This window comes from Streptomyces sp. NPDC056883 (assembly GCF_042788835.1).
Lineage (GTDB): Bacteria > Actinomycetota > Actinomycetes > Streptomycetales > Streptomycetaceae > Streptomyces > Streptomyces stoeckheimensis.
Map to the genome: position 1 here is coordinate 649,888 of NZ_JBHUBS010000002.1, position 26,156 is coordinate 676,043.

Below are 26,156 nucleotides of genomic sequence, written 5' to 3' on the forward strand. Positions count from 1 at the left end.
TTCGTGCGTCTTGACGCCGCCGCGGCACGTCTGCACAGTGGGAGCGCTCCCACTGGTTCAGAGCTTGTTGTGCACCCGTTCTTCCCGTCCCCGTCTCCCCCGAGCCGCGAGGAGAACCATCCGCATGTCTGCACATCCCCCACCCCGATCACGCGTCCGACGCAGGCTGTCGGCCGCGTCCGCCGTGGCCCTGTCGCTCTCCCTCCCCCTGGGCCTCACGGCCGTCGGCGCGACCACCGCCGCGGCCGCCGCGGTGCAGTGCAGCGTCGACTACAAGACCAACGACTGGGGCTCGGGCTTCACCGCCGAGCTCACCCTCACCAACCGGTCCGCGACGGCGCTCGACGGCTGGACCCTCACCTACGACCACTCCGGCAACCAGCAGCTGACCAATGGCTGGAACGGAACCTGGACCCAGTCCGGCAAGAGCGTCCGCGTCGCCGCCCCGGACTGGAACAAGACCGTCGCCGCGGGCGCGGCCGTCACCGCCGGCGCCCAGTTCTCCTACAGCGGGACCAACGCCGCCCCCACCTCCTTCTCCGTCAACGGCACCCCGTGCACCGGAGCCCACCAGCCCCCGGTCGCCGTCCTGACCAGCCCCACCGCGGGCGCCGTCTACACCGCGGGCACCCCCGTCCCGCTCGCCGCCACCGCCGCCGCGGCCGACGGCGCCACCGTGGGCAAGGTCGAGTTCTACAGCGACACCACGCTCCTGGGCGCGGACACCACGGCGCCCTTCACCCTCGATGCCACCGGCCTCGCCGCAGGTCCCCACTCCCTCTACGCCAAGGCCTACGACAGCCTCGGCGCCTCCGCCGAGTCGGCCCCCGTCGGCATCACCGTCGCCGCCGGCCCCGCCCTCGTCGCCACTCCCGCGCAGCTCTCCGTACGCCGCGGGGAGACGGGCACCTTCGACCTGAAGCTCTCCAAGCAGCCGACCGCGAACGTCACGGTGAGCCTCGTCCGCACCTCGGGCAACACCGACCTCGCCGCAACGCCTCCCCAGCTCACCTTCACCCCGGCGAACTGGAACACCGCCCAGAAGGTGACCGTCACCGCCGGGACCACCGGCAGCGGCACCGCCGTCTTCACCGCGACCGCCCCCGGCCACGCCAAGGCCGAGGTGACGGTGGCCCAGCTGGCCGCCGACTCCACGTACGACGCCCGCTTCCTCGACCTCCACGGGAAGATCACCAACCCGGCCAACGGCTACTTCTCGCCCGAGGGCATCCCGTACCACTCCGTCGAGACGCTGATCGTCGAAGCCCCGGACCAGGGACACGAGACGACCTCGGAGGCGTACAGCTACCTGATCTGGCTGCAGGCGATGTACGGGAAGATCACCGGGGACTGGGCCAAGTTCAACGGCGCGTGGGAGGTCATGGAGAAGTTCATGATCCCCACCCACGCCGACCAGCCGACGACCGGGTCCTACAACGCCTCCAAGCCCGCCACCTACGCCCCCGAGCACGACCTCCCCTCGCAGTACCCGGCCAAGCTCGACGGGGCGGTCGCCGCCGGCGCCGACCCGATCGCCGGTGAGCTGAAGACCGCGTACGGCACGGACGACATCTACGGGATGCACTGGCTCCAGGACGTCGACAACGTGTACGGCTACGGCAACGAGCCCGGAAAGTGCTCCGCCGGACCGACCGCGACCGGACCCTCGTACATCAACACCTTCCAGCGCGGCCCCGAGGAATCCGTCTGGGAGACCGTTCCGCACCCCACGTGCGACAACTTCGCCTACGGCGGCAAGAACGGCTACCTCGACCTCTTCACCGGGGACTCCTCCTACGCCAAGCAGTGGAAGTTCACCGACGCCCCGGACGCCGACGCCCGCGCCGTCCAGGCCGCCTACTGGGCCGACATCTGGGCCAAGGAGCAGGGCAAGGGAGCCCAGGTCACCGGGACCGTCTCCAAGGCGGCCAAGATGGGCGACTACCTGCGGTACTCCATGTTCGACAAGTACTTCAAGAAGGCCGGCAACTGTGTCGGCCCGACAGTCTGCCCCGCCGGCACCGGCAAGGACAGCGCGCACTACCTGATGTCCTGGTACTACGCCTGGGGCGGCGCCACCGACACCTCGGCCGGCTGGTCCTGGCGGATCGGCTCCAGCCACGCCCACAGCGGCTACCAGAACCCCCTCGCCGCCTACGCGCTCAGCGAGTACGCCCCGCTGAAGCCCAAGTCGCCGACGGGCGCGGCGGACTGGGCGACCAGCCTCGACCGGCAACTGGAGTTCTACCGCTGGCTCCAGTCCGACGAGGGCGCCATCGCGGGCGGCGCCACCAACAGCTGGCAGGGGCGCTACGCACAGCCCCCGGCCGGCACCCCCACCTTCCACGGCCTCTTCTACGACGAGAAGCCCGTCTACCAGGACCCGCCGTCCAACCAGTGGTTCGGCTTCCAGGCCTGGTCCATGGAGCGGGTCGCCGAGCTCTACGAGCAGACGGGCGACGCGGGCGCCAAGGCCCTGCTCGACAAGTGGGTCGGCTGGGCCCTGTCGAAGACCACGATCAACCCCGACGGCACCTACCGCATCCCCTCCACCCTCAAGTGGTCCGGCGCCCCCGACACCTGGAACGCGTCCGCTCCCGGCGCCAACGCCGGCCTGCACGTCACCGTCGCCGACTACACCGACGACGTGGGCGTGGCCGCCGCCTACGCCAAGACCCTGACCTACTACGCCGCGAAGTCCGGGAACACCGAGGCCAAGCGGGTCGCCAAGGCCCTGCTCGACGGCATGTGGGCCCACCACCAGGACCCGCTGGGCCTCTCGGTCCAGGAGACGCGCACCGACTACAACCGCTTCGACAACCCGGTGTACGTCCCCGGCACGTGGACCGGCAAGATGCCGAACGGCGACACGGTGAACTCCTCGTCCACCTTCGCCTCGATCCGCACCTTCTACAAGAACGACCCGGCCTGGCCGAAGATCGAGGCCTACCTCGCCGGCGGCGCCGCGCCCGTCTTCACCTACCACCGGTTCTGGGCCCAGGCGGACATCGCCCTGGCCATGGGCTCGTACGCGGAGCTGCTCGAATAACAGCCCGCCCCGCCAGGAGAACGGTTCCGCGTACGACGAGGCCGGGCAGCCCGCAAGGGCCTGCCCGGCCTCCGTGCGTCAACGCCTGATCTCCCAGGAGCGGCGGATCGAGGGTGCGAGCAGTCCTGACGCCGTCACCTTCACTGCCTGGTTGCCGCCGGTTCCAGTTCCCAATTGGGCGGCACGGACGCCGCGCGGAGACGCTCCGAGTACGCGACGACAGGCTTTGTTGAACGCCTGTAGATCGGGAATGCCGACCGATGCGGCGATGGCGGGGACGGAGAGCGTGGTGGCCTGCAGGAAGTGACGCGCCCGCTCCATGCGCCGGGCCCGGATGTAGCCGACGACCGTTTCCCCCGTCGCGGCGCGGAAGAGGCGCGTCAGGTGGTTGTGGGAGACGCCGGCTGCCGCCGCGACCTCCGGTACGGTCAGGGGCTGCCCCAGCCGCGCCTCGATGAGGGCCACGGCGGCCGCGACCGCCGGATGAACGGCTTGCGTGTTCCGCTCCCTCGGAGGGGCGAGCCGGGAGACTCGCCACAGTGCGGCCCACACTTCGGCCGCGGCCCGAGCCGGGGTGTTCGGCCAGGCGGTCAGCGCCTGCTGCAACTGGACGGTGAGCAGGGCGAGATCGGGGCCTGCGTGCTGGACCATCGGAATATCGTGGGGAGTTCCAGCCGAGCCCAGACGAAGGTGGACGTAGAGGTGTGGGGAGCGGCCCCGGTAGCGATATCGGACCTCGGCGCCGGGCGGTACGAGGCTGACCGAGCCGGGGCGGATCGCGTGTTCCGTGCCGTTCACCGTCAAGTCGGCCTCGTAGTCGTACAGATGGAGCTGCCACAGGTGCGGCAGTGAGAACACGTCCACGTGGCCGGCAGGCCCGTGCACGCCGATGCCGACGGCGGCGAGATGCGGAGGCTCGTCAAGGTGGGCGAGGGCCGTGTGCATGGTCACGTGTTCTACCACGGTGTCCGCGAGCCCGCTCCAGGGCCGTGACCCTCACCCCTCAACCGTCGACCCGCGGGCCGGCACCGTGGTGAGAATCGACCAGCGGAGGGTGAGCGCGGCCCACGCGGGGCGGGACCCCCGGGCCTAGCGTGGCCGTCATGGAGAACAGGCAAGAACTGCTCGATTCTGTGCAGATGGCGCGGTTCGTGGCGCGCGGGTCGCTGCGGCTGGACGGGGTGGTCCCGGCGGAAATGAACGCCGAGGGCTTGGCTGTACTGGTCGACGGGGTCCCGTCGGTGCGGTACGGGACGCCGTTGTCCGAGGCCTATGCGAAGGGATCCTTCGTCCGCAGGCTGCTCGAGCTTCCGCAGGTGGGAGGGGCCCTGCACAGCCTCGTGGGCCAGGAGCCGTGGGTGGACCACCACTTCGTGCACACCCGCGAGCCCCACGGCGGAGAGGCGCAGCCGTTGCACGGGGACGCCATCATCGACGTCCGGCCGGACGCCTTCGACGTGCAACTGATGTATTTTCCGCAGGCGGTGACGCTGGAGATGGGGGGAACGCTCAGCGTGCCGGGCAGCCACCTCCGGCGGATCAACGAGTCCGACACCGGCCGCTACCAGAACCTGCGCGGCCAGGACCGGCTGGTCTGCCCGGCAGGGACGGTGGTGTTCCTGCACCACGGGCTCTGGCATGCGGGCCGGCGCAACGACAGTGACGCGACGCGCTACATGTTCAAGATCCGCTTCAATCCCCGGGTGCGTCAACAGCGCCTGTGGAACACCTCGGATCTCGACGACCCGCAGGTGTCCGCGGAGCTGGACACGATGTTCCCGTGGTACGAGATGGCGACCGGTCGGCTGGAGAGGTACAACCGCATCCTGCTGTGGCGGGTGCTGACGGGTGACGAGGACTTCGACCTCGACCACTGGGTGACCAGGGTGTCCAACCGCCCCGAGGAGGCACGTACATGACGACCGGATCGGTCCTGCCCGAGCGGGCGGAGGGTGATGCGCCGGTGCTCCGGCAGCAGGTGCTGGTGCTGTACGCGGCCTCCTCGGCGCTGGACTCCCACGTCGTGGGCTGGTCGCTGTACGACGGCACGGGCCGGACCTCGCCCACCACGGGCGACAGCGACGAGCCGCCGTACGAGTCGGGGGTGGCGGCGCTCCGGGCGGGGTGGCGGCTGATCCAGGCCGCCCAGCTGATCCCGCCGTACCCGGGTCACGAGTACGACGTCTCCTTCCTCAAGCACGAGTTCTTCTTCGAGCGGATCGTCGACGCGCGGTCGCAGCCGCGGGAGGCGGGCTCCCGGTAGGCGGGGGTGGGATCAGGCTCCGACCTTGCGCTTGTTGTAGACGTCGAAGCCGACCGCCGCGAGCAGGACCAGGCCCTTGATCACCTGCTGGTAGTCGGTGCCCACGCCGACCAGCGACATGCCGTTGTTCAGCACGCCCAGCACCAGGCCGCCGATGATCGCACCGAGGACGGTGCCCACACCGCCGCTCGCCGAGGCACCGCCGATGAAGGCGGCCGCGATCGCTTCCAGCTCGAAGTTGATGCCGGCCTGCGGCGTACCGGCGTTGAGCCGTGCGGCGAAGACCAGCCCGGCCAGCGCCGCGAGGAGGCCCATGTTCACGAAGGCCAGGAAGACGACCCGCTTGCTCTTCACCCCGGACAGCCTCGCCGCCGCCTCGTTGCCGCCGATGGCGTAGGTGTGCCGGCCGAGGATCGAGTTGCGCATCAGGTACCCGAAGCCGACCAGCAGGACGCCGAGGATGAGCAGGACGATCGGCACCCCGTGGTAGCTGGCCAGCAGCAGCGTGAAGGCCACCACGGCCGCGGTGATCGCGCCGAGCTTCAGCAGGAACAGCCCGGCCGGGAGCGGCTCCAGTCCGTACGAGGCGGCCCGCCGGCGTCCGCGCACCTCCTGCAGGATCGCGACGGCCAGCACCGCGAGGCCCAACAGGAGCGTGAGGTTGTGGTAGTTGGTGTGGGGGCCGACCGCGGGGAGGAAGCCGCTGCTGATGTTCTGGAAGCCCTTGGGGAACGGCGCCACCGTCTGGCCCTGGAGGAGGATCTGGGTCCCCCCGCGGAACAGCAGCATGCCGGCCAGCGTGACGATGAACGAGGGGATCCCGAGGTACGCGATCCAGAACCCCTGCCAGGCTCCGGCGAGAGCCCCGATCAGCAGCGCGGCCACCAGCGCCACGGGCCACGGCGCATGGTGTTTGACCATCATCACCGCCGCGGCCGCCCCGACGAAGGCGGCGAGCGAGCCGACCGACAGATCGATGTGCCCGGCGATGATGACGATCATCATGCCGATGGCCAGGATGAGGATGTAGCCGTTCTGCTGGATCAGATTGGTGATGTTGAGCGGCTGGAGCAGGATGCCGCCCGTCCAGAGCTGGAACAGCAGCACGATCAGCGCCAGCGCGACGAGCATCCCGTACTGGCGCAGGTTGCCGCGCAGGGCTCGGGCCAGTACGGCGCCGGCCGACGGACGACGTCGGCCGGTCTCCGGTGTGCCGGGCGTGGTGTCTGGGGTGGTCTGGGTCTGGGCCATGCCTCACACCTGCTTGTCGGGGTATGCCGCGCTCATGGTCATGAGCCGCATGAGGGATTCCTGGGTGGCGTCCGCGCGGGTGACCTCACCGGTGATCCGGCCTTCGGCCATGGTGTAGATCCGGTCGCACAGGCCCAGGAGTTCGGGGAGTTCGGAGGAGATGACGAGTACCGCCTTGCCCTGGGCGGCGAGTTCGGCGATGACGGAGTAGATCTCCGCCTTGGCGCCGATGTCGATGCCCCGGGTGGGTTCGTCGAGGATCAGCACCTCCGGATCGGCGAAGATCCACTTGCTGAGGACGACCTTCTGCTGGTTGCCGCCGCTGAGCTTGCCGGTCTCCGCGAACACCGAGGGGGCCTTGATGTTCATGGTCCGCCGGAACGTTTCGGCCGTCCGGGCCTCCTCGTGCCGGTCGACCCAGCCCCGCCGGGCGACCTTGCCGAGGGCGCTCAGCGAGATGTTCCGGCTGATGTCGTCGCCGAGGTTGAGGCCGAGCTGCTTGCGGTCCTCGGTCACGTACGCGATGCCGTGCCCGATCGCCTCCGGCACCGTCCGGGTACGGATCTCCCGGCCGTGCAGCCGCACCCGGCCCCCGGTCCACCGACCGTACGAGCGGCCGAAGACGCTCATGGCCAGTTCGGTGCGGCCGGCGCCCATGAGGCCGGCCATGCCGACGATCTCGCCCCGACGGACGTGCAGCGAGGCGCCGTCGACCACGTTGCGCCGGTGGTCGATCGGGTGCTGGACGCTCCAGTCCTCGATCTCGAAGGCGACCTCGCCGATCTGAGGAGCGCGCTCGGGGTAGCGGTGTTCCAGATCGCGGCCGACCATGCCGCGGATGATCCGCTCCTCGGAGATCCCCTCGGAGCCGATCGTGATGGTCTCGATGGTCCGCCCGTCGCGCAGGATGGTGACGGCGTCGGCGACCCGGGCGATCTCGTTCAGCTTGTGCGAGATGAGGATGCAGGAGACGCCCTGAGCCTTGAGTTCGAGGATCAGGTCCAGGAGCTTGCGGCTGTCCTCGTCGTTCAGGGCGGCCGTCGGCTCGTCCAGGATGAGCAGCTTGACCTTCTTGGCGAGCGCCTTGGCGATCTCGACCAACTGCTGTTTGCCCACGCCGAGATCGGCGATCCTGGTGTGCGGGCTCTCGTCCAGTCCGACCTGCCGGATCAGCGCGGCGGCGTGGGTCAGCGTCCGGTGCCAGCCGATGAAACCCCGGGTGGCGTGCTCGTTGCCGAGGAAGATGTTCTCGGCGATGGACAGGTACGGCACCAGCGCGAGTTCCTGGTGGATGATCACGATGCCGCGCTGCTCGCTGGCCCGGATGTCCTTGAACCGGCAGGGCTCGCCTTCGAAGTGGATCTCGCCCTGGTAGCCGCCGTGCGGGTGTACCCCGCTGAGCACCTTCATCAGCGTGGACTTGCCGGCGCCGTTCTCGCCGCAGACGGCGTGCACCTCACCTGCGGCGACGGTCAGGTTGACCTCGGAGAGGGCCTTGACGCCGGGAAACGACTTGCTGATCGACCGCATCTCGAGAACGGGTCGGGCCATGGTTGTGCATCCGTATCGTCGGGGGCGGTGCGGTGCCGGGCGGTCTCCCGGGAGCCGCACCGCCGGTTCGGTGTCGCCGGACGGACCCGTGGGTCCTGCCCCGCGGGCTACTTGAGCTGGTCCGCGGTGTACTGGCCGCTGTCCACCAGGACCTTCTGGTAGTTCTCCTTGTCGACGCTGACCGGCTGGAGCAGCTGCGCCGGTACGGTCTTGACGCCGTTCTCGTACTGACCGGTGTCGTTGACCTCGGGCTTGCCGCCGGTCAGGAGCGCGTCGCCCATCTGGACCGCGGCCTTGGCGAGTTGACGGGTGTCCTTGTAGACGGTCTGGGTCTGCTCGCCCGCGATGATCGACTTCACCGACGCCAGCTCTCCGTCCTGGCCCGTGACGACGGGCAGCGGCCGGCCGGCGCCGTAGCCGACGCCCTTGAGCGAGGAGATGATGCCGATCGATATGCCGTCGTACGGCGAGAGCACGGCGTCGACGCGGGCGGCGGTGTACGACTTGCTCAGCAGGTTGTCCATCCGGGACTGGGCGAGACCGCCGTCCCAGCGCAGTGTGGCGATCTGGTTGAAAGAGGTCTGTCCGCTCTGCACGACCAGCTTCTTGCTGTCGATGTACGGCTTGAGGGCGCTCATCGCACCGTTGAAGAAGAACGTGGCGTTGTTGTCGTCCGGCGAGCCGGCGAACAGCTCGATGTTGAAGGGGCCCTTGCCGTCCTTGAGCCCGAGCTTGTCGACGATGTAACTGCCCTGGAGGACACCGACCTTGTAGTTGTCGAAGGTCGCGTAGTAGTCGACGTTCTTCGTGCCGCGGATCAGCCGGTCGTAGGAGATGACGGGGATGTGGGCGTCGGCGGCCTTCTGCAGCACGTTGGTGAGCGAGGAACCGTCGATGGCCGCGATCACCAGCAGCTTGGCTCCCTTGGTGATCATGTTCTCCACCTGGGAGACCTGGTTCTCCACGACGTTGTCGCCGTACTGGAGGTCGGTCTTGTAGCCCTTGGCCTGGAACTCCTTGACCATGTTGGTGCCGTCGTTGATCCAGCGTTCCGACGACTTGGTCGGCATCGCGATGCCGACGAGGCCCCCCTTGGCATCTCCACCGGCTCCGCCGTCGCCCCCTCCGTTGGCGCTCTGGCCGCAGGCCGCCAGCGACAGCGTGAGGCCCACGGTGACAAGGCCGGCTGAAAGCTTCCGCACAGTTCCTCCAGTGATGTTCCGCGACCGGCACGGTGCGACCCGGCTGGGCGACCGGAAGCGGTCGAGCGGGGGCCGGCCGGGGAGTCGATTCCTCGCGCTGTGCGAAGTCGGTGGCAGTGGCTCCGGCCTGGCGATACCTGAGTGTTAACGCTCACAACTGTGTCGTCAAGGGTCTGTTCGGATCACCGTCGGGTTAACTGCGGTGCGGGCGATCAGCCACTGTGTCCTGGCCCCGGGCCGGGCGGCGGGCGGCTCTTCGGAGCGGCCGGCTGCGGGCCGCAGTGCCCCTGCCCGCCGGAGGGCGTACCCCGTTGCACGTGCTCGTCCGTCAACACCCACGCCGTCTTGGCAGGCGGTCGGTGGCGTACCGTAGCCCGGAGTCGAGGAGGGAAGTGCGCGTGGGAAACGACAGTGCCGGGACCGAGCGGCGCCAGCCCGTGATGGCGGACGTGGCGAAAGTGGCCGGCGTGTCCCACCAGACGGTGTCCCGGGTGCTCAACGGGGCCCCGCACGTGCGGCCCGGCACCCGGGACCGCGTGCTCGCCGCGATCCGTGAGCTGGACTACCGGCCCAATTCCGCCGCCCGCGCCCTGGTCACCCGCCGTTCGCAAACCCTCGGCGTGGTCAGCTTCAAATCGACCCTGTACGGTCCCGCCTCGATGCTGGACGGCATCGAGCAGGCTGCGCGCAGCGCGGGGTATTCCGTCAGCGTGACGAGTCTGCGCTCCCTGGACGGACGCTCGGTCCAGGAGGCCGTCGACCGGCTGCGCGACCAGGGCGTGGAAGGCGTGGTCGCGATCGCGCCCCAGATCACCGCGGTCAGCGCGGTGGCCAAGCTCTCCAGCTCGGTACCGGTCGTCGCGGTCGGACCCGGCAGTCAGTCCCGGGTCCCCATGGTCTCGGTGGACAACCGGTCCGGCGCCGAAGCGGCCACGAGGCACCTGCTCGATCTGGGTCACCGTACGGTGCACCACCTGGCCGGTCCGGCCGGCTGGAGGGAGAGCCAGGACCGCCAGGAGGGCTGGCGCAGTGCGCTGGAGACTGCCGGAGCCCCCGTACCGCGTGTGGAGCCCGGCGACTGGAGTGCGCGCGCCGGCTACCAGGCGGGTTTGCGGATCGCCGAACTGGACGACGTCACCGCGGTCTTCTGCGCCAACGACCACATGGCGCTCGGCCTGCTGCGCGCCCTGCACGAGGCCGGCCGCTCGATCCCGGGCGACATCAGCGTGGTCGGTTTCGACGACATTCCCGAGGCGGCCTACTTCACCCCGCCCCTGGCCACGGTGCGGCAGGACTTCGGCGAGCTCGGCCGCCGGGCCCTGGAGCTGCTCGTCGAGGAACTGGAGGGCGGCGCGGCCGCCCGCACCCACGTGCGGATCGCGCCCGAGATGGTGCTGCGCCGCAGCGCGGGGCCTGTGGCCCCCCGGCGTTGAGCCGGAAGCGTCGGACCAGGAACTGACCACCCCCGGGGCCGCGCTCTCCGCCGCGTCTGCGGGCAGCGCGTTGGTCGAAGGCTTCGGTGTTCCTTGACAGGTGGAATGTGAACGCTAACAATTTGGCTCATCCCGGAAGAAGCCCGCCTTCAACTCGGCTGGAAGCGCTACGGATTTCCGATGTGAAGGATGAGGAAGTGGCCTTGATCCCTGCCGTCGGGGGTGGATCCGGCCGTCCATGCCGCGTGCGCGCGGCGGATTGAGGCGGCCGACCGGATCGTCGGGCAGCCGGCCGGCGTCGAGAGCCGCAACGCGTGCACCGCCGGGTACGGAGGCGGTCTCCAGGACGACGGTTACCCGAGCGAGGGTGCTGCGCGGCCCTGCACCCGGGTCGTCGTCGGGGCCCTGGAGCAGGGGTGCTCCGGGTGGTGTACCTGCCCGGCCCCCGGCCGGGTCGACGCCGACGCCGGGCCGACGCCGAGTGCCGCGCCCCGGGGGATCCGGCCCCGCCCCTTCCTAGTCGACAACGCGCGCCCGTGCGGCGGGCGTCACCCCCCTCCCCGAGCTGAACGGAGTAGTCGCGTGTCGCGAGACGCACTCGAATCACCTGGTGTAGTGACGGTGACCCGGGAGGCTGCCGCAGAGCTCCCGGACGGGCGGCGCATCACCCGCTGGACGTTCGGCTCCCGGGAGGGAGTGACCGCGGAGGTCCTCAGTCTGGGAGCCCGCTTGCAGGCCCTCTACGCGCCGGACCGGGACGGGCGGTGTGCCAACGTCGTGCTGGGCTGCGAGAGTACGGCGGACCTGTTCGGGGAGGCCGCCTACTTCGGCGCGACGGTCGGCCGCTACGCCAATCGCATCGCCGGCGGAACGCTGCCCCTCAACGGCACGACGCACCGGCTGGCGACCCAGCAGGGCGGACACACCCTGCACGGCGGACCGGACGGCTTCGCCACTCGGCTCTGGGACGGCGTGCCGGTCCGTGAGGGCAGGCGGGCCGGCGTCCGCTTCCGCCTGGTCAGCCCCGACGGCGACCAGGGATTCCCGGGCGCCCTCACGGCGGAGGTCACGTACCTGCTCGGCCCCGACGGAGAACTCTCACTCGGCTACCGGGCGACCACGGATGCTCCGACCGTCGTCAACCTCACCAACCACATGTACCTCAACCTGGCCGGCGAGGGCTGTGGGACGGTGCTCGGCCACCGGCTGCGGGTCGAGGCCGCCCGTTACTCTCCCGTGGACGCAGAGCTGATTCCGCTCGGTCCGGCCGAGCCCGTCACCGGCACGCCGTTCGACCTCCGCGAGGCGCGGGCCATCGGTGGTCGCATCACCGAGGAACACCCGCAGATCCGCCGGGCCGGCGACGGCTTCGACCACAACTGGGTGCTCGACGGAACCGGGCTCAGGCGGGCCGCTGTCCTGAGCCATCCCGACAGCGGCCGACGCGTCGCATGCCTGACGACGGAGCCTGGGCTCCAGGTCTACACCGGAAACCATTTCGACGGCTCGCTGGTCGGCCGTTCCGGTCGCCCCTACTTCGCGTACGCGGGCATAGCGCTGGAGACCCAGCACTTTCCGGACTCGCCCAACCGTCCCGAGTACCCCTCCACCCACCTGCGCCCGGGGGAGGAGTACCGCTCGACGACGGTGTACCGCTTCTCGGCCGGGTAGAGGGTGCTGACCGAGACGCATAAGGCGCTGTGGTTCGCGCGCGACGGAGCCGGGCCGTGGGATGCAGCGGCCCGGCTTGCGGGGCGCAGCGGTTCAGCGGGCGCCGAGGAGGTGTTCGAGGGCGAGCTGGTCCAGCTGCTCGAAGGCCATGCCGCGTCCGGCGGCGGCATCGACGTCGAACGCCTCGAAGGCGGACCGGTCGGCCAGCAGCCCGGCCAGGCCGTCCGCGGCGGTGGGGAGGGCGAGTTCGGGGAGACGGGAGGCGGTGAGCGCGGCCCGGACCTCCGGGTCGGCCCGGAAGGCGCGGGCACGCTCCGCCAGGAGCAGGTAGTTGCGCATGCAGGCGGCCGCCGAGGCCCAGACGCCGTCGGAGTCCTCGGTGCGCGGCGGCTTGAAGTCGAAGTGGCGGGGGCCGTCGTAGCCGGCCGATTCCAGAAGGTCGACCAGCCAGAAGGCCTGGCGCAGATCGCCCGCGCCGAAGCGCAGGTCCTGGTCGAACTTCATGCCGGACTGGCCGTTGAGGTCGATGTGGAACAGCTTGCCGTGCCACAGGGCCTGGGCGATGCCGTGCGGGAAGTTCAGCCCCGCCATCTGCTCGTGGCCGACCTCCGGGTTGAGGCCGACCCGCTCGGGCCGCTCCAGCTCGTTGATGAACGCCAGGGCGTGGCCGACGGTGGGCAGCAGGATGTCGCCGCGCGGCTCGTTGGGCTTGGGCTCGATCGCGAAGCGCAGGTCGTACCCCTGGCTCTCGACGTACTCGCCCAGCAGGTCGAAGGCCTCCTTCAGCCGGTCGAGGGCGGTGCGCACGTCCTTGGCCGCGCCCGACTCCGCGCCCTCGCGGCCGCCCCAGGCGACGTAGACCGAGGCGCCGAGTTCCACGGCCAGGTCGATGTTGCGGATCGTCTTGCGCAGCGCGTACCGGCGGACGTCCCGGTCGTTGGCGGTGAAGGCGCCGTCCTTGAACACCGGATGGGTGAACAGGTTGGTGGTGGCCATCGGCACCTTCAGCCCGGCGGTGTCGAGTGCGGTGCGGAAGCGCTTGACCGCCTGCTCGCGTGCCGCGTCGCCGGCCGCGAAGGGGATCAGGTCGTCGTCGTGGAACGTGACGCCGTAGGCGCCGAGCCCGGCCAGCCGCTCCACGGTCTCGACCGGGTCGAGGGCCGGCCGGGTGGCGTCGCCGAAGGGATCCCGGCCCTGCCAGCCGACGGTCCACAGGCCGAAGGTGAACCTGTGCGCGGGAGTGGGGACGAGCGGGTCGCTGGTCATGAATGTCTCCGGTTCAGGGCCGAGGGCTATTTGTAATGGCGAAAAACAAATTAGTATGCGGAGACGCCAGAAGGAACCCCACCGGAGGAACGCATGTCTGCTCAGCGTGTCGTGATCGGTGTCGACAGCTCGACCCAGTCGACCAAGGCCCTCGCCGTCGACGTGGAGACCGGCGCCGTCCTGGGCGAGGGCCGCGCCGCGCACGCCGTCAGTGCGGGCGCCGGACGCGAGAGCGACCCCGAACAGTGGTGGCGGGCGCTCGGCGAGGCCGTGGCGGGCACCGGCTGGGCGGATCGCGCCGCCGCCTGCTCGATCGCCGGCCAGCAGCACGGCCTGGTCACCCTCGACGCATCCGGCCGGCCGGTGCGCCCGGCGCTGCTGTGGAACGACGTACGCTCCGCCCCGCAGGCCGCCGAACTCGCAGCCGCGTTCGGCGCGGCAGAGCTCGCCCACCGCACCGGAAGCGTCCCGACGGCCGCCTTCACGGCGGCCAAGTGGGCTTGGCTGCACGCGACCGAGCGGGCCGTCGCCGACCGCGTCGCGGCCGTCCGGCTTCCCCACGACTTCCTGACGGAACGGCTCACCGGTGAGGCGGTGACGGACCGCGGAGACGCGTCGGGAACCGGCTGGTGGGGCCCGGACGGCTACGACAAGGACGTCCTCGGCCGGATCGGCCTCGACCCGGGGCTGCTGCCACAGGTCCTGCCGCCGGGCGTCCCGGCGGGCGTCGTCCGAGCCGGGATGCCGCTGCGCGAGGGCGCGCTGGTGGCCACCGGGACCGGCGACAACATGGCCGCCGCCCTCGGGCTGGGCCTGACCCCCGGACGTCCGGTACTGAGCCTCGGCACCTCCGGCACCGTCTACGCCGTCGGCCGGACCCGGCCCGCCGACCCGAGCGGAACCGTCGCCGGCTTCGCCGATGCCCTCGGCGGCTGGCTGCCGCTCGCCTGCACGCTCAACTGCACCCTCGCCGTCGACCGCTTCGCCGCCCTCGTCGGCCGCGACCGCGAGGACGTCGAGCAAGGAGGCACCGTCGTGGTGCTTCCCCATCTGGACGGCGAGCGCACCCCGGACTTCCCGCACGCCTCCGGCCTGGTCCACGGCCTGCGCCACGACACCACGCCGGGGCAGCTGCTCCAGGCCGCCTACGACGGCGCCGCCCACGCCCTGCTCGCGGCCCTGGACGACGTACTGCGAGCCGGAGGCGAGAGCCCGGCCCCCGACGAACCCCTGCTGCTGATCGGCGGCGGAGCCCGCGGCCGGGCCTGGCAGCGGACCGTCCTGCGGCTGTCCGGCCGAGCGGTCCAGGTGCCCGAGGTCCGGGAACTGGTCGCGCTCGGGGCAGCGGCCCAGGCCTCCGCACTGCTCACCGGTGAGCCGGCCGACGCCGTTGCCCGGCGCTGGCGGACCGCCGAGGGCCGGGTGCTGGACCCGGTGGCCCGTGACGACGACACCCTCGAACGGATCACCAGTACGCTGCGGCGGGCGCGGGCGTTGCAGGAGGTCCCGCCGGGACAGCGATAGGAGGGCCGGGTCGATGACGGGGACCGGCAGGGCGAGCGGGGGCGCGGAGGCCGCGCCCGCCTCGCAGCAGGGGATGCGCCGGCAGAACCTCGCGGCGGTGATCGGCGCGGTCGCCGCGCACGGACCGCTCTCCCGGGCGGACGTCGCCGGGCACACGGGCCTGACCAGGCCGGCCGTCTCCTCCATGGTCGACGAGCTCATCGGCCGCGGGGCACTGACCGAGACGGAGACCGCGCCCAGCGGACGGGTCGGCCGCCCCGGACGGGGGCTGGTCCTGAACGACCGGGGTCCCGCGGGCCTCGGACTGGAGATCGGCGTCACCCATCTCGCCGCGTGCGTCGTGGACCTGCGCGGTGAACCCCGGGTGTGGCGTCGGGCGGAGCGGGCCAACGCGGGCCGGCCGGCCGGAGAGGTGCTGGCGGAGGCCGCCGCGCTGGGCGCCGAGGCGGAGGCCGAGGCCGCAGCCCTCGGCCTGCGCGTCGAGGGCCGCGTCCTGGCCGTGCCGGGGGTGGTGCCGAACGCGCCGGGCGGGCTGGTCGCGAACGCGCCGAACCTCGGCTGGCAGGCCGTCCGCCCCGCCGACCACTGGCCCGACCCCGACACCGTGCCCGAGCCGGAGAACGAGGCCAACCTCGGGGCGCTGGCCGAGCAGTGGCACCGGGGAAACCCCGCCGAGACCTTCGTACACGTCTCCGCCGAAGCCGGCATCGGTGCCGCACTGGTCATCGGAGGGCAGCTGTTCCGGGGCGCCCGCGGCTTCGCGGGCGAGCTCGGCCACCTGCCCGTCCACCCGGAGGGAGCCCCGTGCGCCTGCGGGGCACGCGGCTGCCTGGAGCAGTACGCGGGCGAAGCGGCCGTGCTGCGCGAGGCCGGGCTGGGAGACGTAGGAGACCCGGTGGCCCTGCTGGCCGAGCGGGCGGCCGCCGGGGACGCGGCGACCCTGCGGGCCCTGGACCGCGCGGGACGGGCCCTCGGCCTCGCCCTGACCTCGGCGGTCAACCTGATCGACCCGGACGGCCTCGTGCTGGGCGGCGCCTACGCGGAACTCGCCGACTGGCTCCTCCCGTCGGTACGCGCAGAACTTGCCGCCCGCATCACCGTCCGGCCCTGGACCCCGGAGGCGGTACGCCCCTCAGCCCTGGGGCGCCGCGGACCGGTGCTGGGCGCGGCCTGGTCGACGGTCCGGCAGATCATCGCCGATCCCGCTCGCCTGCCCGCGCGCTAAGGGTGACCGAGGCCCCGGTTCACAGCCCCTGCGCCAACCGGTGGTACGCCTGGTTCCAGCGGAGATCTCGCCGGAACTGCTTCGGGGTGGTGCTCTCGTCGATGAGCGCGAGTTCCAGGCGGAGCATCTCGGCCAGGTCGTCGAGGTGGTCGGAGGTGAGGGCGGTGCTGAGGACGGTGTGGTGCGGTCCTCCGGCCGTCAGCCAGGATTCGGTGGAGGTCCGCAGGTCGGGGCGGGGCCGCCAGACCGCGCGGGCCACGGGCAGGGCGGGCAGCGGGTGAGGGGGTGACACCACGTCCACGTCGTTGGCGATCAGGCGGAAGCGGTCGCCGAGGTCGGCGAGGCCGACCACCACGGCCGGGCCGGGGGCGGCGTCGAACACCAGGCGCACCGGGTCCTCCCGCCCGCCGATGCCGAGCGGGTGGATCTCGCAGCCGGGCCTGGCGGCCGCGAGGGTGGGGCACACCTCCAGCATGTGCGCGCCGAGGATGAGCTCGTTGCCCGGTGTCAGATCGTAGGTGTAGTCCTCCATGAAGGAGGTGCCGCCCGGGAGGCCGGTGGCGGCCACCTTGAGGGCGCGCAGCAGCACGGCGGCTTTCCAGTCGCCCTCTCCTCCGAAGCCGTACCCCCGGGCCATGAGCCGCTGGACCGCGAGACCGGGCAGCTGGCGCAGCCCGCCCAGGTCCTCGAAGTTGGTGGTGAAGGCCCTGAAGCCGCCCGCTTCCAGGAAGGCGCGCAGGCCGGCCTCGATGCGGGCCGCGTAGCGCAGCGAGTCGTGCCGGTCGCCTCCGGGCCGCAGTTCCGGCGCCAGGTCGTAGAGGTCCTCGTACTCCTTGACGAGGGCGGTCACCTCGGCCTCGTCCGCCGTGTCGACGACCTCCACCAGGTCGTTGACGCCGTAGGTGTTGACGGAGACGCCGAAGCGCAGCTGCGCCTCGACCTTGTCGCCTTCGGTGACGGCCACGTCGCGCATGTTGTCGCCGAAGCGGGCGACCTTGAGGGTGGCCAGTTCGGATCGTGCGGCGGCCGCACGCGCCCAGACCGCGATGCGTTCGGTCGTCACCGGGTCGGTGACGTGTCCGGCCACGGTCTTGCGGGGTACGCCGACACGGGCCTGGATGTGCCCGAACTCGCGGTCCCCGTGCGCGGCTTGGTTGAGGTTCATGAAGTCCATGTCGATGGTGTCCCAGGGCAGGGCCACGTTCGACTGGGTGTGGAGGTGCAGCAACGGCTTGCGCAGCGCGTCCAGTCCGGCGATCCACATCTTGGCCGGCGAGAAGGTGTGCATCCAGGCGATGAGCCCGATGCACCGGTCCTCGGCGTTGGAGTCGAGGCACACCCGGCGGATGGCGTCGGCGTCGGTCAATACCGGCTTCCACACCACGCGCGCGGGAATGCCGGAGGGGTCGGCCAGGGCGGCGGCGATCTGCCGTGACTGGTCGGCGACCTGCTTCAACGTCTCCTCTCCGTACAGGCCTTGGCTGCCGGTGAGGAACCAGATCTCCTGGGCGGGGGACGCTTGGCTGGACACATGGACTCCTGAAGGTGACGTCCCGCGGCGGTGGTGAGTGCGGCGGGCGGGTGGAGGAAGCGGGAAGGGACGGGGGGCGGGTCAGCCCGTGGTGTGGGCCGTGTCGCGGATCTTCCTCAGGCGGTGCAGCAGGCCGCCGGCGGCGAAGTGGTCGTGCAGGAGCCGGTACTCGGCGAAGAGGGCGTCGTAGGCGTCGGCTCGGGAGGCGTCGGGGGTGTGGACGGCGGGCCGCCGCCGGCCCATGGCGGCGGTGGCCGCTCGTACGTCGGGGTGCGCGCCGGCGGCCACGGCGGCGTGGATGGCCGACCCGAGGGCGGGGCCCTGGTCGGACGCGGCGAGGGAGACGGGGCGGCGCAGCACGTCGGAGTAGATCTGCATCAGCAGTTCGTTCTTGGCCAGCCCGCCGGCGACGATGAACTCGTGCACGGGCACGCCGCCCGCCTCCAGGGCCTCCACGATGACGCGGGTGCCGAACGCGGTGGCTTCGAGCAGCGCGCGGTAGACGTCCTCGGGTCGGGTCGCGAGGGTGAGCCCCACGACGACTCCGGAGAGGTGGTGGTCGACGAGGACCGAACGGTTGCCGTTCAGCCAGTCGAGGGCGACCAGTCCGTGGCCGCCGACCGGCTGTAGGGCGGCTTTGCGGGTCAGCAGGGCGTGCAGGTCCTCGCCGCGGTCGGCGGCCTCGGCGAGGTAGTCGGGCGGGACGCCTTGGTCCAGTACCCAGGCGAAGATGTCGCCGACCGCGCTCTGCCCGGCCTCGTAGCCGTAGGCTCCCTCGACGATCCCGCCGTTGACGACACCGCAGATGCCGGGGACGTCCGCGAGGACGGGCGCGTTGACGACGTGGCAGGTGGACGTCCCCATGATGGCGAGGAGCTGACCGTCCTCGACGGCCCGGGCCGCCGCTGCGGTGACGTGGGCGTCCACATTGCCCGCGGCCACGGCGATGCCGGGGCGCAGCCCCGTCCAAGCCGCCGCCTCGGGGCCGAGCGAGCCCACGCGTGAGCCCAGCGCAGAGAGGGGGAACTCGAGGCGGGTGCGTGCGAAGTCGGCGAACCGGGGGTTCAGCGCGGCCAGGTACTCCTCGCTCGGGTAGGCGCCGTCCTGGTGGATCCCCTTGTACCCGGCCGTGCAGGCGTTGCGGGACTCGGCGCCGGTGAGCTGCCACACGATCCAGTCGGCGGCCTCGATCCACCGCGCGCAGGCTTCGTAGACGAGCGGATCCTCCTCCAGGACCTGGAGGGCCTTCGCGAACTGCCACTCGGAGGAGATCCGGCCGCCGTAGCGGGCGATCCACTTCTCCCCGCGGGCGTGCGCGAGTTCGTTGATGCGGTCGGCGTGCGACTGGGCCGCGTGGTGCTTCCACAGCTTGGGCCACGCGTGCGGCCGTCCGGCGAGCTCCGTCTCGGCGAGGGGGGTCCCGTCGGCCAGCGTGGGCAGGACGGTGCACGCGGTGAAGTCGGTGGCGATGCCGATCACCGCGGCCGGATCGACCCCGGCCGCCGCCACGGCCTCCGGGACGGCGTGACGCAGTACGTCCCGCCAGTCCTGGGGGTGTTGCAGGGCCCAGTCCGGCGGCAGGTGCGCACCGCCGTGCGGCAGGTGCCGGTCGATGACGCCGTGCGGGTAGGCGTGGACCGCCGCGGCCAGCTCCTGACCGTCGCGCACCCGCACCACCACGGCGCGGCCCGACAGCGTGCCGAAGTCGACGCCGACGGTGTACTGCTCCGGTTCCCCGGAGTACGGGGTGGGCGCGAGGAGATGGGGTGACGTCAACAGAGTGCCTTTCGAAGGAGCCGGGGGCGGCAGGCGGAGCGGCAGAGAGAGCGGCAGACAGGGCGGCAGTCGGCCGGCAGGCGGAGTTGCCGCCCGCGATCCTGGCAGTCGGCGGGTGATCCCTCCGTAGTGTGAGCGCTAACAATTTCAGAGGCAAGGGGTCCGTGCGGGTTCGTGCGAGCTCCGACGGCACAGCGGCGGTAACGGACAGATAACGTGCGCAAGAGGGTTGAGAACGCAGCTTGTTAACGCTCACAATGCGACGGCGCCCCCTCCCTGGGGCACCCCTCTCCTGCCGACCCCGCCCCGACCCGCCCGGCCCCGACGCCGACCACCCCGGCCGTCGCGCGGCGCGGCACCCCCGGGACTCCTCTTGGGCGCAGCCCGGCCCCGGCCGTGCGGCGCCTCTTCCGTTGCACCTCGAAAGGACCCTCGACATGGCCCGCAGAGCAGCTCTCGTCCTCACCACCGCCCTTCTCGCCTCCTCGGCGCTCACCGCCTGCTCGACCGAGAGCCCCGCCCCCGCCCCCGGCTCCTCCTCGGCGGCCAAGGGAAGCTCCGGAGAGGCGATCACCCTCGGCTTCGCCCAGGTCGGCGCCGAGAGCGGTTGGCGCACCGCCAACACCAAGTCCGTACAGGAGGCGGCGAAGAAGGCCGGGATCACCCTGAAGTTCTCCGACGGGCAGCAGAAGCAGGAGAACCAGATCAAGGCGATCCGCACCTTCATCCAGCAGAAGGTCGACGTCATCGCCTTCTCGCCGGTCGTCGAGTCCGGCTGGGACACGGTGCTGAAGGAGGCCAAGGACGCGGGCATCCCGGTCATCCTCACCGACCGCGCCGTGGACACCAAGGACACCTCCCTCTACAAGACCTTCCTGGGCTCCGACTTCGTCAAGGAGGGCAAGTCCGCGGGCGAGTGGCTGACCGGTGCCTACGCGAACGAGCAGGGCCCGGTCAACATCGTCGAGCTCCAGGGCACCACGGGCTCCGCACCCGCCAACGACCGCAAGGCCGGCTTCGCCGACGCGATCCGCGCCGACGGCAAGTTCAAGATCGTCGCCTCGCAGACGGGCGACTTCACCCGCGCCAAGGGCAAGGAGGTCATGCAGGCGTTCCTGAAGTCCCAGAAGGACATCGACGTCCTCTACGCCCACAACGACGACATGGCCCTCGGCGCCATCCAGGCCATCGAGGAGTCCGGCAAGAAGCCCGGGACGGACATCAAGGTGATCTCGGTGGACGGGATCAAGGACGCCTTCGTCGCGATGACCGAGGGCAAGATCAACGTCGTGGTGGAGTGCAACCCGATGCTCGGCGACCAGCTGATGGAGCTGACCAAGAAGGTCGCGGCCGGGGAGAGCGTGCCGACTCGTGTCGAGACCGTGGAGGGCGTCTTCCCGCAGGACAAGGCCGCGGCGGCGCTGCCGTCCCGGAGCTACTGAGACCGCACGCGCCGACTCCGGGGGAGGCCGAGCGGCCCCCTCCACCGTCCGGAGCGCGCTCCATCACCCACCCACGAGAGGAGGCCGGATGGCACCCCCGTCCACCCCACGGCCCACGGACGACGCGAGCCCGCGGCCGGTCCTGGAAGCCCTGGACATCCGCAAACAGTTCCCGGGCGTGCTCGCCCTCGACGGAGTCGCCCTGCGGCTCTTCCCCGGTGAGGTGCACGCCCTCATGGGCGAGAACGGCGCCGGGAAGTCCACGTTGATCAAGGTGCTCACCGGTGTCCACCCCGTCGAAGGCGGCACCATCCTCGTCGACGGCCGGCCCCACGCCTTCGCGGACCCCCTCCAGGCGCAGCAGGCCGGAATCAGCACCGTCTACCAGGAGGTCAACCTCTGCCCGAACATCTCGGTCGCCGAGAACATCCTCATCGGGCGCGAACCGCGCCGCTTCGGTCTCATCCACTGGTCCGCCCTGCGGCAGCGGGCGGCAGAGCTCCTGACGGAACTGGACCTCGACCTCGACGTCACCGGTCTGCTCGGCTCGCACTCCCTGGCGGTGCAGCAACTGGTCGCCATCGTCCGGGCGGTGGACGTCTCGGCGAAGGTGCTCGTACTGGACGAACCCACCTCCAGCCTGGACCGCGAGGAGGTCGCCCAGCTCTTCACCCTGGTGCGGCGCCTGCGGGACCGGGGTGCGGCCATCCTGTTCGTCACACACTTCCTCGACCAGGTATTCGATCTCTGCGACCGCGTCACCATCCTGCGCAACGGCCGCCTGGAAGGCGAGTACCCCATCCGCGAACTCACTCCGGTGACGCTGGTCCAGCGCATGATCGGCGGAGAACTGGCCACCCTCGACCAGCTGTCCGAACGTGCCCACGAGGAAGCGGCCGGACGGGAGACCGGCGAGCCGTTCCTCCGGGCCCGGCAACTGACCCGCACGGGCTCGATCGAACCGTACGACCTCGACATCCATCCCGGCGAGGTCATCGGACTGGCAGGCCTCCTGGGCTCGGGCCGCACCGAGGCGGCGCGCCTCCTGTTCGGCGCGGACGGCGCGGACGGGGGAGAAGTGAGCATCGAGGGCGAGAAGGTGCTCCTGCGCACCCCCCGCCACGCCATCGCCCGAGGCATCGCCTTCTGCTCCGAGAACCGCAAGTCCGAAGGACTGGTGGGCGAGCTCACGGTCCGCGAGAACATCGTCCTCGCTCTGCAGGCCGCCCGAGGCTGGACCAGGCCGCTGGCCCGTCAGAAACAGGACGAACTGGCACGGCACTGGATCGAAGCCCTGGACATCCGCCCCGCCGACCCCGAAGCGCAGGTACGCAACCTCAGCGGAGGCAACCAGCAGAAGGTCCTCCTCGCGCGGTGGCTGCTGACCGAACCGCGGCTCCTGATCCTCGACGAACCCACCCGGGGCATCGACATCGGGGCCAAGGCGGAGATCCAGAAACTCGTGGCCCGCCTGGCGGGCGAAGGCACCGCCGTGGTGTTCATCTCGGCGGAAATCGAAGAGGTCCTGCGCCTGAGCCACCACATCGCCGTGCTCCGCGACCACCGCATGGTGACCACCCTCAGGAACGACGACACCGTCACGCCCGAACGCATCCTCACCACCATCGCCACCGGAACGGACTCATGACCCTCCAGCCCGCCACGTCCGGGGCGGCCGGCGGAATCGGGAGACGGCTGGCCGGCCACCGCCTGCTGTGGCCGACGCTCATCCTTCTCGCCCTGCTCCTCGGCAACCTCGCGTTCCACCACGACTTCCTCTCCGTCCGCGTACGCGACGGCCACCTCTACGGCAGCCTCGTCGACATCCTCCAGTTCGGCGCGCCCCTCACCCTGGTGGCGCTCGGCATGACCCTGGTCATCGCCACGCGGGGCATCGACCTCTCGGTGGGTTCCACCGTCGCCATCGCCGGCGCCCTCGCCTGTGGGTACATCTCCACCGCCGCACGACCCGGCGGCGTCGCCACCATGCTCACGGCCGTCGCCCTCGCCCTCGGCGTCGCCCTCGTACTGGGCCTGGCCAACGGCCTCCTCGTGTCCGGACTCGGTGTGCAGCCCATCGTGGCCACCTTGATCCTCATGGTCGCCGGCCGCGGCGTCGCCCAGCTGATCACCGGCGGTCAGATCGTCACGGTGACCAGCGCCCCCTACAAGATGATCGGAGGCGGCTACTGGCTGACCTTCCCGTTCGCCGTCCTCCTGGCGGCCGCCCTCTTCGCGCTCACCGCATTCGTCACCCGTCGCAGCGCACTCGGCATGCTGATCGAGTCGGTGGGCGCGAACCCCGCCGCCAGCCGCCTCGTCGGCATCCGGGCCGGCGGTCTGCTCGCCCTGGTCTACGTCTTCAGTGCGCTGTGCGCCGCCGTTGCCGGGCTGATGATCAGTTCCAACGTCTCCAGCGCCGACGGGAACAACGCCGGCCTGTGGATCGAACTCGACGCGATCCTCGCCGTCGTCGTCGGCGGCACCGCCCTGACCGGAGGACGCTTCTCCCTCGGCGGCACCGTCCTGGGCGCCCTGATCATCCAGACGCTCTCCACCACCGTCTACACCCTGGGCGTCCCGCCCGAAACCACCCTCGTCTTCAAGGCCTTCGTCGTCATCGTCGTCTGCCTCGTGCAGTCCCCGGTCTTCCGGGCCAAGGTCCTGCGCCGCCGCGGGACGACCACTCCCCGATCCCACGCATCGCCGGGCGCCGCCCCGCAGCAGCAGGAGGTACGCGCATGAGCACCGGCATCGCAGGCGCCGCCGCGCACCTCGTCCGCCCCTTCGCGACCGTGTCCCCGCGCACGCGCACCCGTATCCCACTGATCGTCACGGCCGTCCTGCTGGTCGTCATGTTCGGCGTCGGATCGGTGCGCTACGAGGGCTTCCTCTCCGCGCAAGTCGTGCTGAACCTGCTGATCGACAACGGATTCCTCCTGGTCGTCGCGGTCGGGGCGACCTTCGTCATCCTCACCGGCGGCATCGATCTGTCCGTCGGCTCCATGGTGGCCCTGTCGACCATGCTCACCGCCTGGCTGGTCGAGTCGCACGGCTGGCCCCTGGCCACCGTCGTCCCCGCGGTCCTGCTGGTCGGCGCCGCGAGCGGGGCGCTCATGGGCTGGATCATCCACACCTTCGAGATCCAGCCGTTCATCGTCACCCTGGCCGGCATGTTCCTCGCCCGCGGACTCTGCTACACGATCAGCACCGAATCCATCACGATCAGCGACCCCACCACGGCGGGCATCGCACAGACCCGGCTGTACGGCCCGGGGGGACTGTTCGTCTCGATCCCGGTGGTCATCGCCCTGGCCGTGCTGGTGATCGCCTTCGTCGTACTGCACCACACGCGCTTCGGCCGCAACGTCTACGCGCTGGGCGGCAACGAGACCTCCGCACGTCTGATGGGTCTTCCGGTGAGCTCCACCAAGGTCGCCGTGTACGCCGTCAGCGGCCTGTGCTCCGCACTCGGCGGCCTGCTGCTGACCTTCTACATGCTCTCCGGCTACGCCCTCCACGCCATGGGCATGGAGCTCGACGCGATCGCCGCCACCGTGATCGGCGGCACGCTGCTGACCGGAGGCTCCGGCTTCGTCCTGGGCACCGCCCTCGGCGTGCTGGTCCTCGGCACGATCCAGACGGTCGTCAACTTCCAGGGCACGCTCAGCTCCTGGTGGACCCGGATCGTCATCGGCGCCCTGCTGCTCGTGTTCATCGTGCTGCAGCGCCTGATGAGCGGACGCCGCCCCGCCGCCGAATGACTCCCGGCCCGTACCGCCCCCACGGCGACTTGCTCCCTCTCCAGGAGGAGGGGGCAAGTCCTGGGCGGTGGGGGTCATTCTCCGGGGGGAGAGATCCTACGGGCCGTACTCGCGCGGACGATGAGCTCGGGCGCCACCACCAGATGCGTCGACTCGTCGGTCCGGCCTTCGATGTGGTCCAGGAGCAGCCCGATGCTGGCGCGGCCGATCGAGGCGAAGTCCTGACGGATCGTCGTCAGCGGGGGCGGGAAGAACTCCGCCTCGGGGATGTCGTCGAAGCCGGCCACCGCCACGTCCTCAGGCGTGCTCAGCCCGGCCTCCCGCAGGGCCCGTAGCACGCCGAGGGCCATCTGGTCGTTGGCGACGAAGACCGCGGTGAGGCCCGCTCCCCGCCCTCGTGACGCCCGGACCCGCCCCGCGAGCTGCTGGCCGGCCTGGTATCCCGACAGCGGACTCCAGTCGCCGCGCAGCAGGGGCGGCACCTCGGCGCCGGCCTCTCGCAGCGCGTCCTCCCATCCCTGTGTGCGGGCCTCGCTCTCGAGCCAGTCGGGAGGGCCCGCGACGTGCCACACGGTGGCGTGCCCCGACGCGAGGAGATGGTCCGTGATCATGCGGGCGCCGAGGTTCTGGTCCAGCGACACCCCGGGCAGGTCCAGGGTGTGGCCCCCTTCCACGGTGACCACCGGGCACGGTGCTTCCAGGGCCGCCAAGGCCCGCACCGCGTCGCGTTGGGGAGTGACCGCGACGATCCCCTCCACGCCCCACCCGGCGAGGTGCTGCACGGCTTCGGCGAGAGCCGTCCGGGTGGCGGTCCGGAGCGTGACGGCGGACGTCAGATAGCCGCGGTCCCGAGCCGCCTCCTGAACCCCCGCCACGGTGCTGGCGGGCCCGTGCAGGGTGGTGTTCACCGCGATGACGCCCAGGGTGTGGGTGCGGCGGGTGGCCAGGGCCCGGGCTGCCGAGTTGCGGCGGTACCCCAGCTGCTCGATGACCTGGGTCACGACGGCCCGGGTCTTGGCGCTGACGTTCGGGTGGTCGCTGAGCACCCGTGAAACGGTCTGGTGGGACACGCCGGCGACGCGCGCGACGTCCGTCATCGTGGGCGCTCGCGAGACGTCCGGTGGCTGGGTCAACGCTCTTCCTCTCCTCGTCGAGCGGCCCTCTCACGGTACCGAACCAGCCGTGGCCCGCCCATGTCCCGGACCGAT

General features: G+C 71.1%; 19 protein-coding genes. 11 read left to right on the forward strand and 8 right to left on the reverse strand.

Annotated elements, in window-relative coordinates; all coding sequences use genetic code 11:
* The first annotated feature begins 124 nt into the window (after nt 1–124).
* On the forward strand, nt 125–3,049 hold the full coding sequence (locus tag ACFRU2_RS08175; RefSeq protein ID WP_382969147.1) for a glycoside hydrolase family 48 protein: 2,925 nt from the start codon (nt 125–127) through the stop codon (nt 3,047–3,049).
* A 78-nt stretch (nt 3,050–3,127) separates the two neighbouring features.
* On the opposite strand, the gene ACFRU2_RS08180 is transcribed toward ACFRU2_RS08175, so the two are convergent.
* Entirely contained in the window at nt 3,128–3,994 is an 867-nt protein-coding gene (locus ACFRU2_RS08180) for a helix-turn-helix transcriptional regulator (protein ID WP_382969625.1), read from the reverse strand.
* Nucleotides 3,995–4,152: 158 nt separating this feature from the next.
* Here ACFRU2_RS08180 and ACFRU2_RS08185 point away from each other — a divergent pair, with 158 nt between their 5' ends.
* Both ACFRU2_RS08185 and ACFRU2_RS08190 read left to right on the forward strand, forming a co-directional pair.
* Complete coding sequence (locus ACFRU2_RS08185; protein ID WP_382969149.1) at nt 4,153–4,968, forward strand: phytanoyl-CoA dioxygenase family protein; 816 nt, start codon at nt 4,153–4,155, stop codon at nt 4,966–4,968.
* The gene (locus ACFRU2_RS08190; protein WP_382969152.1) at nt 4,965–5,312 is read left to right on the forward strand and encodes a hypothetical protein; all 348 of its coding nucleotides are present in this window, start codon (nt 4,965–4,967) and stop codon (nt 5,310–5,312) included. The genes ACFRU2_RS08185 and ACFRU2_RS08190 overlap by 4 nt, the downstream gene beginning before the upstream one ends.
* A 12-nt stretch (nt 5,313–5,324) precedes the next feature.
* Here ACFRU2_RS08190 and mmsB read toward each other — a convergent pair whose 3' ends face one another.
* The 3 genes from mmsB to chvE all read right to left on the reverse strand — a co-directional run bounded on the left by mmsB (nt 5,325) and on the right by chvE (nt 9,316).
* A complete protein-coding gene (mmsB, locus tag ACFRU2_RS08195) occupies nt 5,325–6,563 on the reverse strand; it encodes a multiple monosaccharide ABC transporter permease (RefSeq protein WP_382969154.1) in 1,239 nt (412 codons plus the stop codon).
* Nucleotides 6,564–6,566: 3 nt separating this feature from the next.
* A complete protein-coding gene (mmsA, locus tag ACFRU2_RS08200) occupies nt 6,567–8,114 on the reverse strand; it encodes a multiple monosaccharide ABC transporter ATP-binding protein (protein WP_382969157.1) in 1,548 nt (515 codons plus the stop codon).
* A 107-nt stretch (nt 8,115–8,221) separates the two neighbouring features.
* Nucleotides 8,222–9,316: a multiple monosaccharide ABC transporter substrate-binding protein gene (chvE, locus tag ACFRU2_RS08205; RefSeq protein ID WP_382969160.1), complete on the reverse strand. Its 1,095-nt coding sequence runs from the start codon at nt 9,314–9,316 to the stop codon at nt 8,222–8,224.
* 440 nt (nt 9,317–9,756) lie between these two features.
* Here chvE and ACFRU2_RS08210 point away from each other — a divergent pair, with 440 nt between their 5' ends.
* Both ACFRU2_RS08210 and ACFRU2_RS08215 read left to right on the forward strand, forming a co-directional pair.
* Nucleotides 9,757–10,749, forward strand: coding sequence for a LacI family DNA-binding transcriptional regulator (locus ACFRU2_RS08210; RefSeq protein WP_382969626.1), 993 nt, complete (start codon nt 9,757–9,759; stop codon nt 10,747–10,749).
* Between the two features lie 582 nt (nt 10,750–11,331).
* Nucleotides 11,332–12,420: an aldose epimerase family protein gene (locus ACFRU2_RS08215; protein ID WP_382969163.1), complete on the forward strand. Its 1,089-nt coding sequence runs from the start codon at nt 11,332–11,334 to the stop codon at nt 12,418–12,420.
* A gap of 93 nt (nt 12,421–12,513) precedes the next feature.
* Here ACFRU2_RS08215 and xylA read toward each other — a convergent pair whose 3' ends face one another.
* A complete protein-coding gene (gene xylA / locus ACFRU2_RS08220; protein WP_382969166.1) occupies nt 12,514–13,686 on the reverse strand; it encodes a xylose isomerase in 1,173 nt (390 codons plus the stop codon).
* A 93-nt stretch (nt 13,687–13,779) separates the two neighbouring features.
* On the opposite strand from xylA, the gene xylB reads away from it, so the two are divergent.
* Together xylB and ACFRU2_RS08230 are read left to right on the forward strand one after the other, a co-directional pair.
* Nucleotides 13,780–15,210 carry a xylulokinase gene (gene xylB, locus ACFRU2_RS08225; RefSeq protein WP_382969169.1) on the forward strand — a complete coding sequence of 477 codons (1,431 nt, stop codon included), beginning with the start codon at nt 13,780–13,782 and terminating at the stop codon, nt 15,208–15,210.
* A gap of 13 nt (nt 15,211–15,223) precedes the next feature.
* Entirely contained in the window at nt 15,224–16,435 is a 1,212-nt protein-coding gene (locus ACFRU2_RS08230; RefSeq protein ID WP_382969171.1) for an ROK family protein, read from the forward strand.
* Nucleotides 16,436–16,454: 19 nt separating this feature from the next.
* Here the strand turns inward: ACFRU2_RS08230 and araA are convergent, their stop codons facing one another.
* Nucleotides 16,455–17,966 (reverse strand): L-arabinose isomerase, encoded by a 1,512-nt coding sequence (gene araA, locus ACFRU2_RS08235; protein ID WP_382969174.1) that lies wholly within the window; start codon nt 17,964–17,966, stop codon nt 16,455–16,457.
* 81 nt (nt 17,967–18,047) lie between these two features.
* Nucleotides 18,048–19,742 (reverse strand): ribulokinase, encoded by a 1,695-nt coding sequence (araB, locus tag ACFRU2_RS08240; protein ID WP_382969177.1) that lies wholly within the window; start codon nt 19,740–19,742, stop codon nt 18,048–18,050.
* A gap of 437 nt (nt 19,743–20,179) precedes the next feature.
* Here araB and ACFRU2_RS08245 point away from each other — a divergent pair, with 437 nt between their 5' ends.
* From ACFRU2_RS08245 to yjfF, 4 genes are all read left to right on the forward strand, one after another.
* Nucleotides 20,180–21,184: an ABC transporter substrate-binding protein gene (locus ACFRU2_RS08245; RefSeq protein ID WP_382969180.1), complete on the forward strand. Its 1,005-nt coding sequence runs from the start codon at nt 20,180–20,182 to the stop codon at nt 21,182–21,184.
* A gap of 88 nt (nt 21,185–21,272) precedes the next feature.
* Nucleotides 21,273–22,832 (forward strand): sugar ABC transporter ATP-binding protein, encoded by a 1,560-nt coding sequence (locus ACFRU2_RS08250; protein WP_382969183.1) that lies wholly within the window; start codon nt 21,273–21,275, stop codon nt 22,830–22,832.
* Nucleotides 22,829–23,929: an ABC transporter permease gene (locus ACFRU2_RS08255; RefSeq protein WP_382969185.1), complete on the forward strand. Its 1,101-nt coding sequence runs from the start codon at nt 22,829–22,831 to the stop codon at nt 23,927–23,929. Before ACFRU2_RS08250 ends, ACFRU2_RS08255 begins: the two co-directional genes overlap by 4 nt.
* Nucleotides 23,926–24,948 (forward strand): galactofuranose ABC transporter, permease protein YjfF, encoded by a 1,023-nt coding sequence (gene yjfF, locus ACFRU2_RS08260; protein WP_382969188.1) that lies wholly within the window; start codon nt 23,926–23,928, stop codon nt 24,946–24,948. Before ACFRU2_RS08255 ends, yjfF begins: the two co-directional genes overlap by 4 nt.
* Before the next feature lie 74 nt (nt 24,949–25,022).
* Here the strand turns inward: yjfF and ACFRU2_RS08265 are convergent, their stop codons facing one another.
* On the reverse strand, nt 25,023–26,045 hold the full coding sequence (locus ACFRU2_RS08265) for a LacI family DNA-binding transcriptional regulator (protein ID WP_382969629.1): 1,023 nt from the start codon (nt 26,043–26,045) through the stop codon (nt 25,023–25,025).
* Nucleotides 26,046–26,156: the final 111 nt, after the last annotated feature.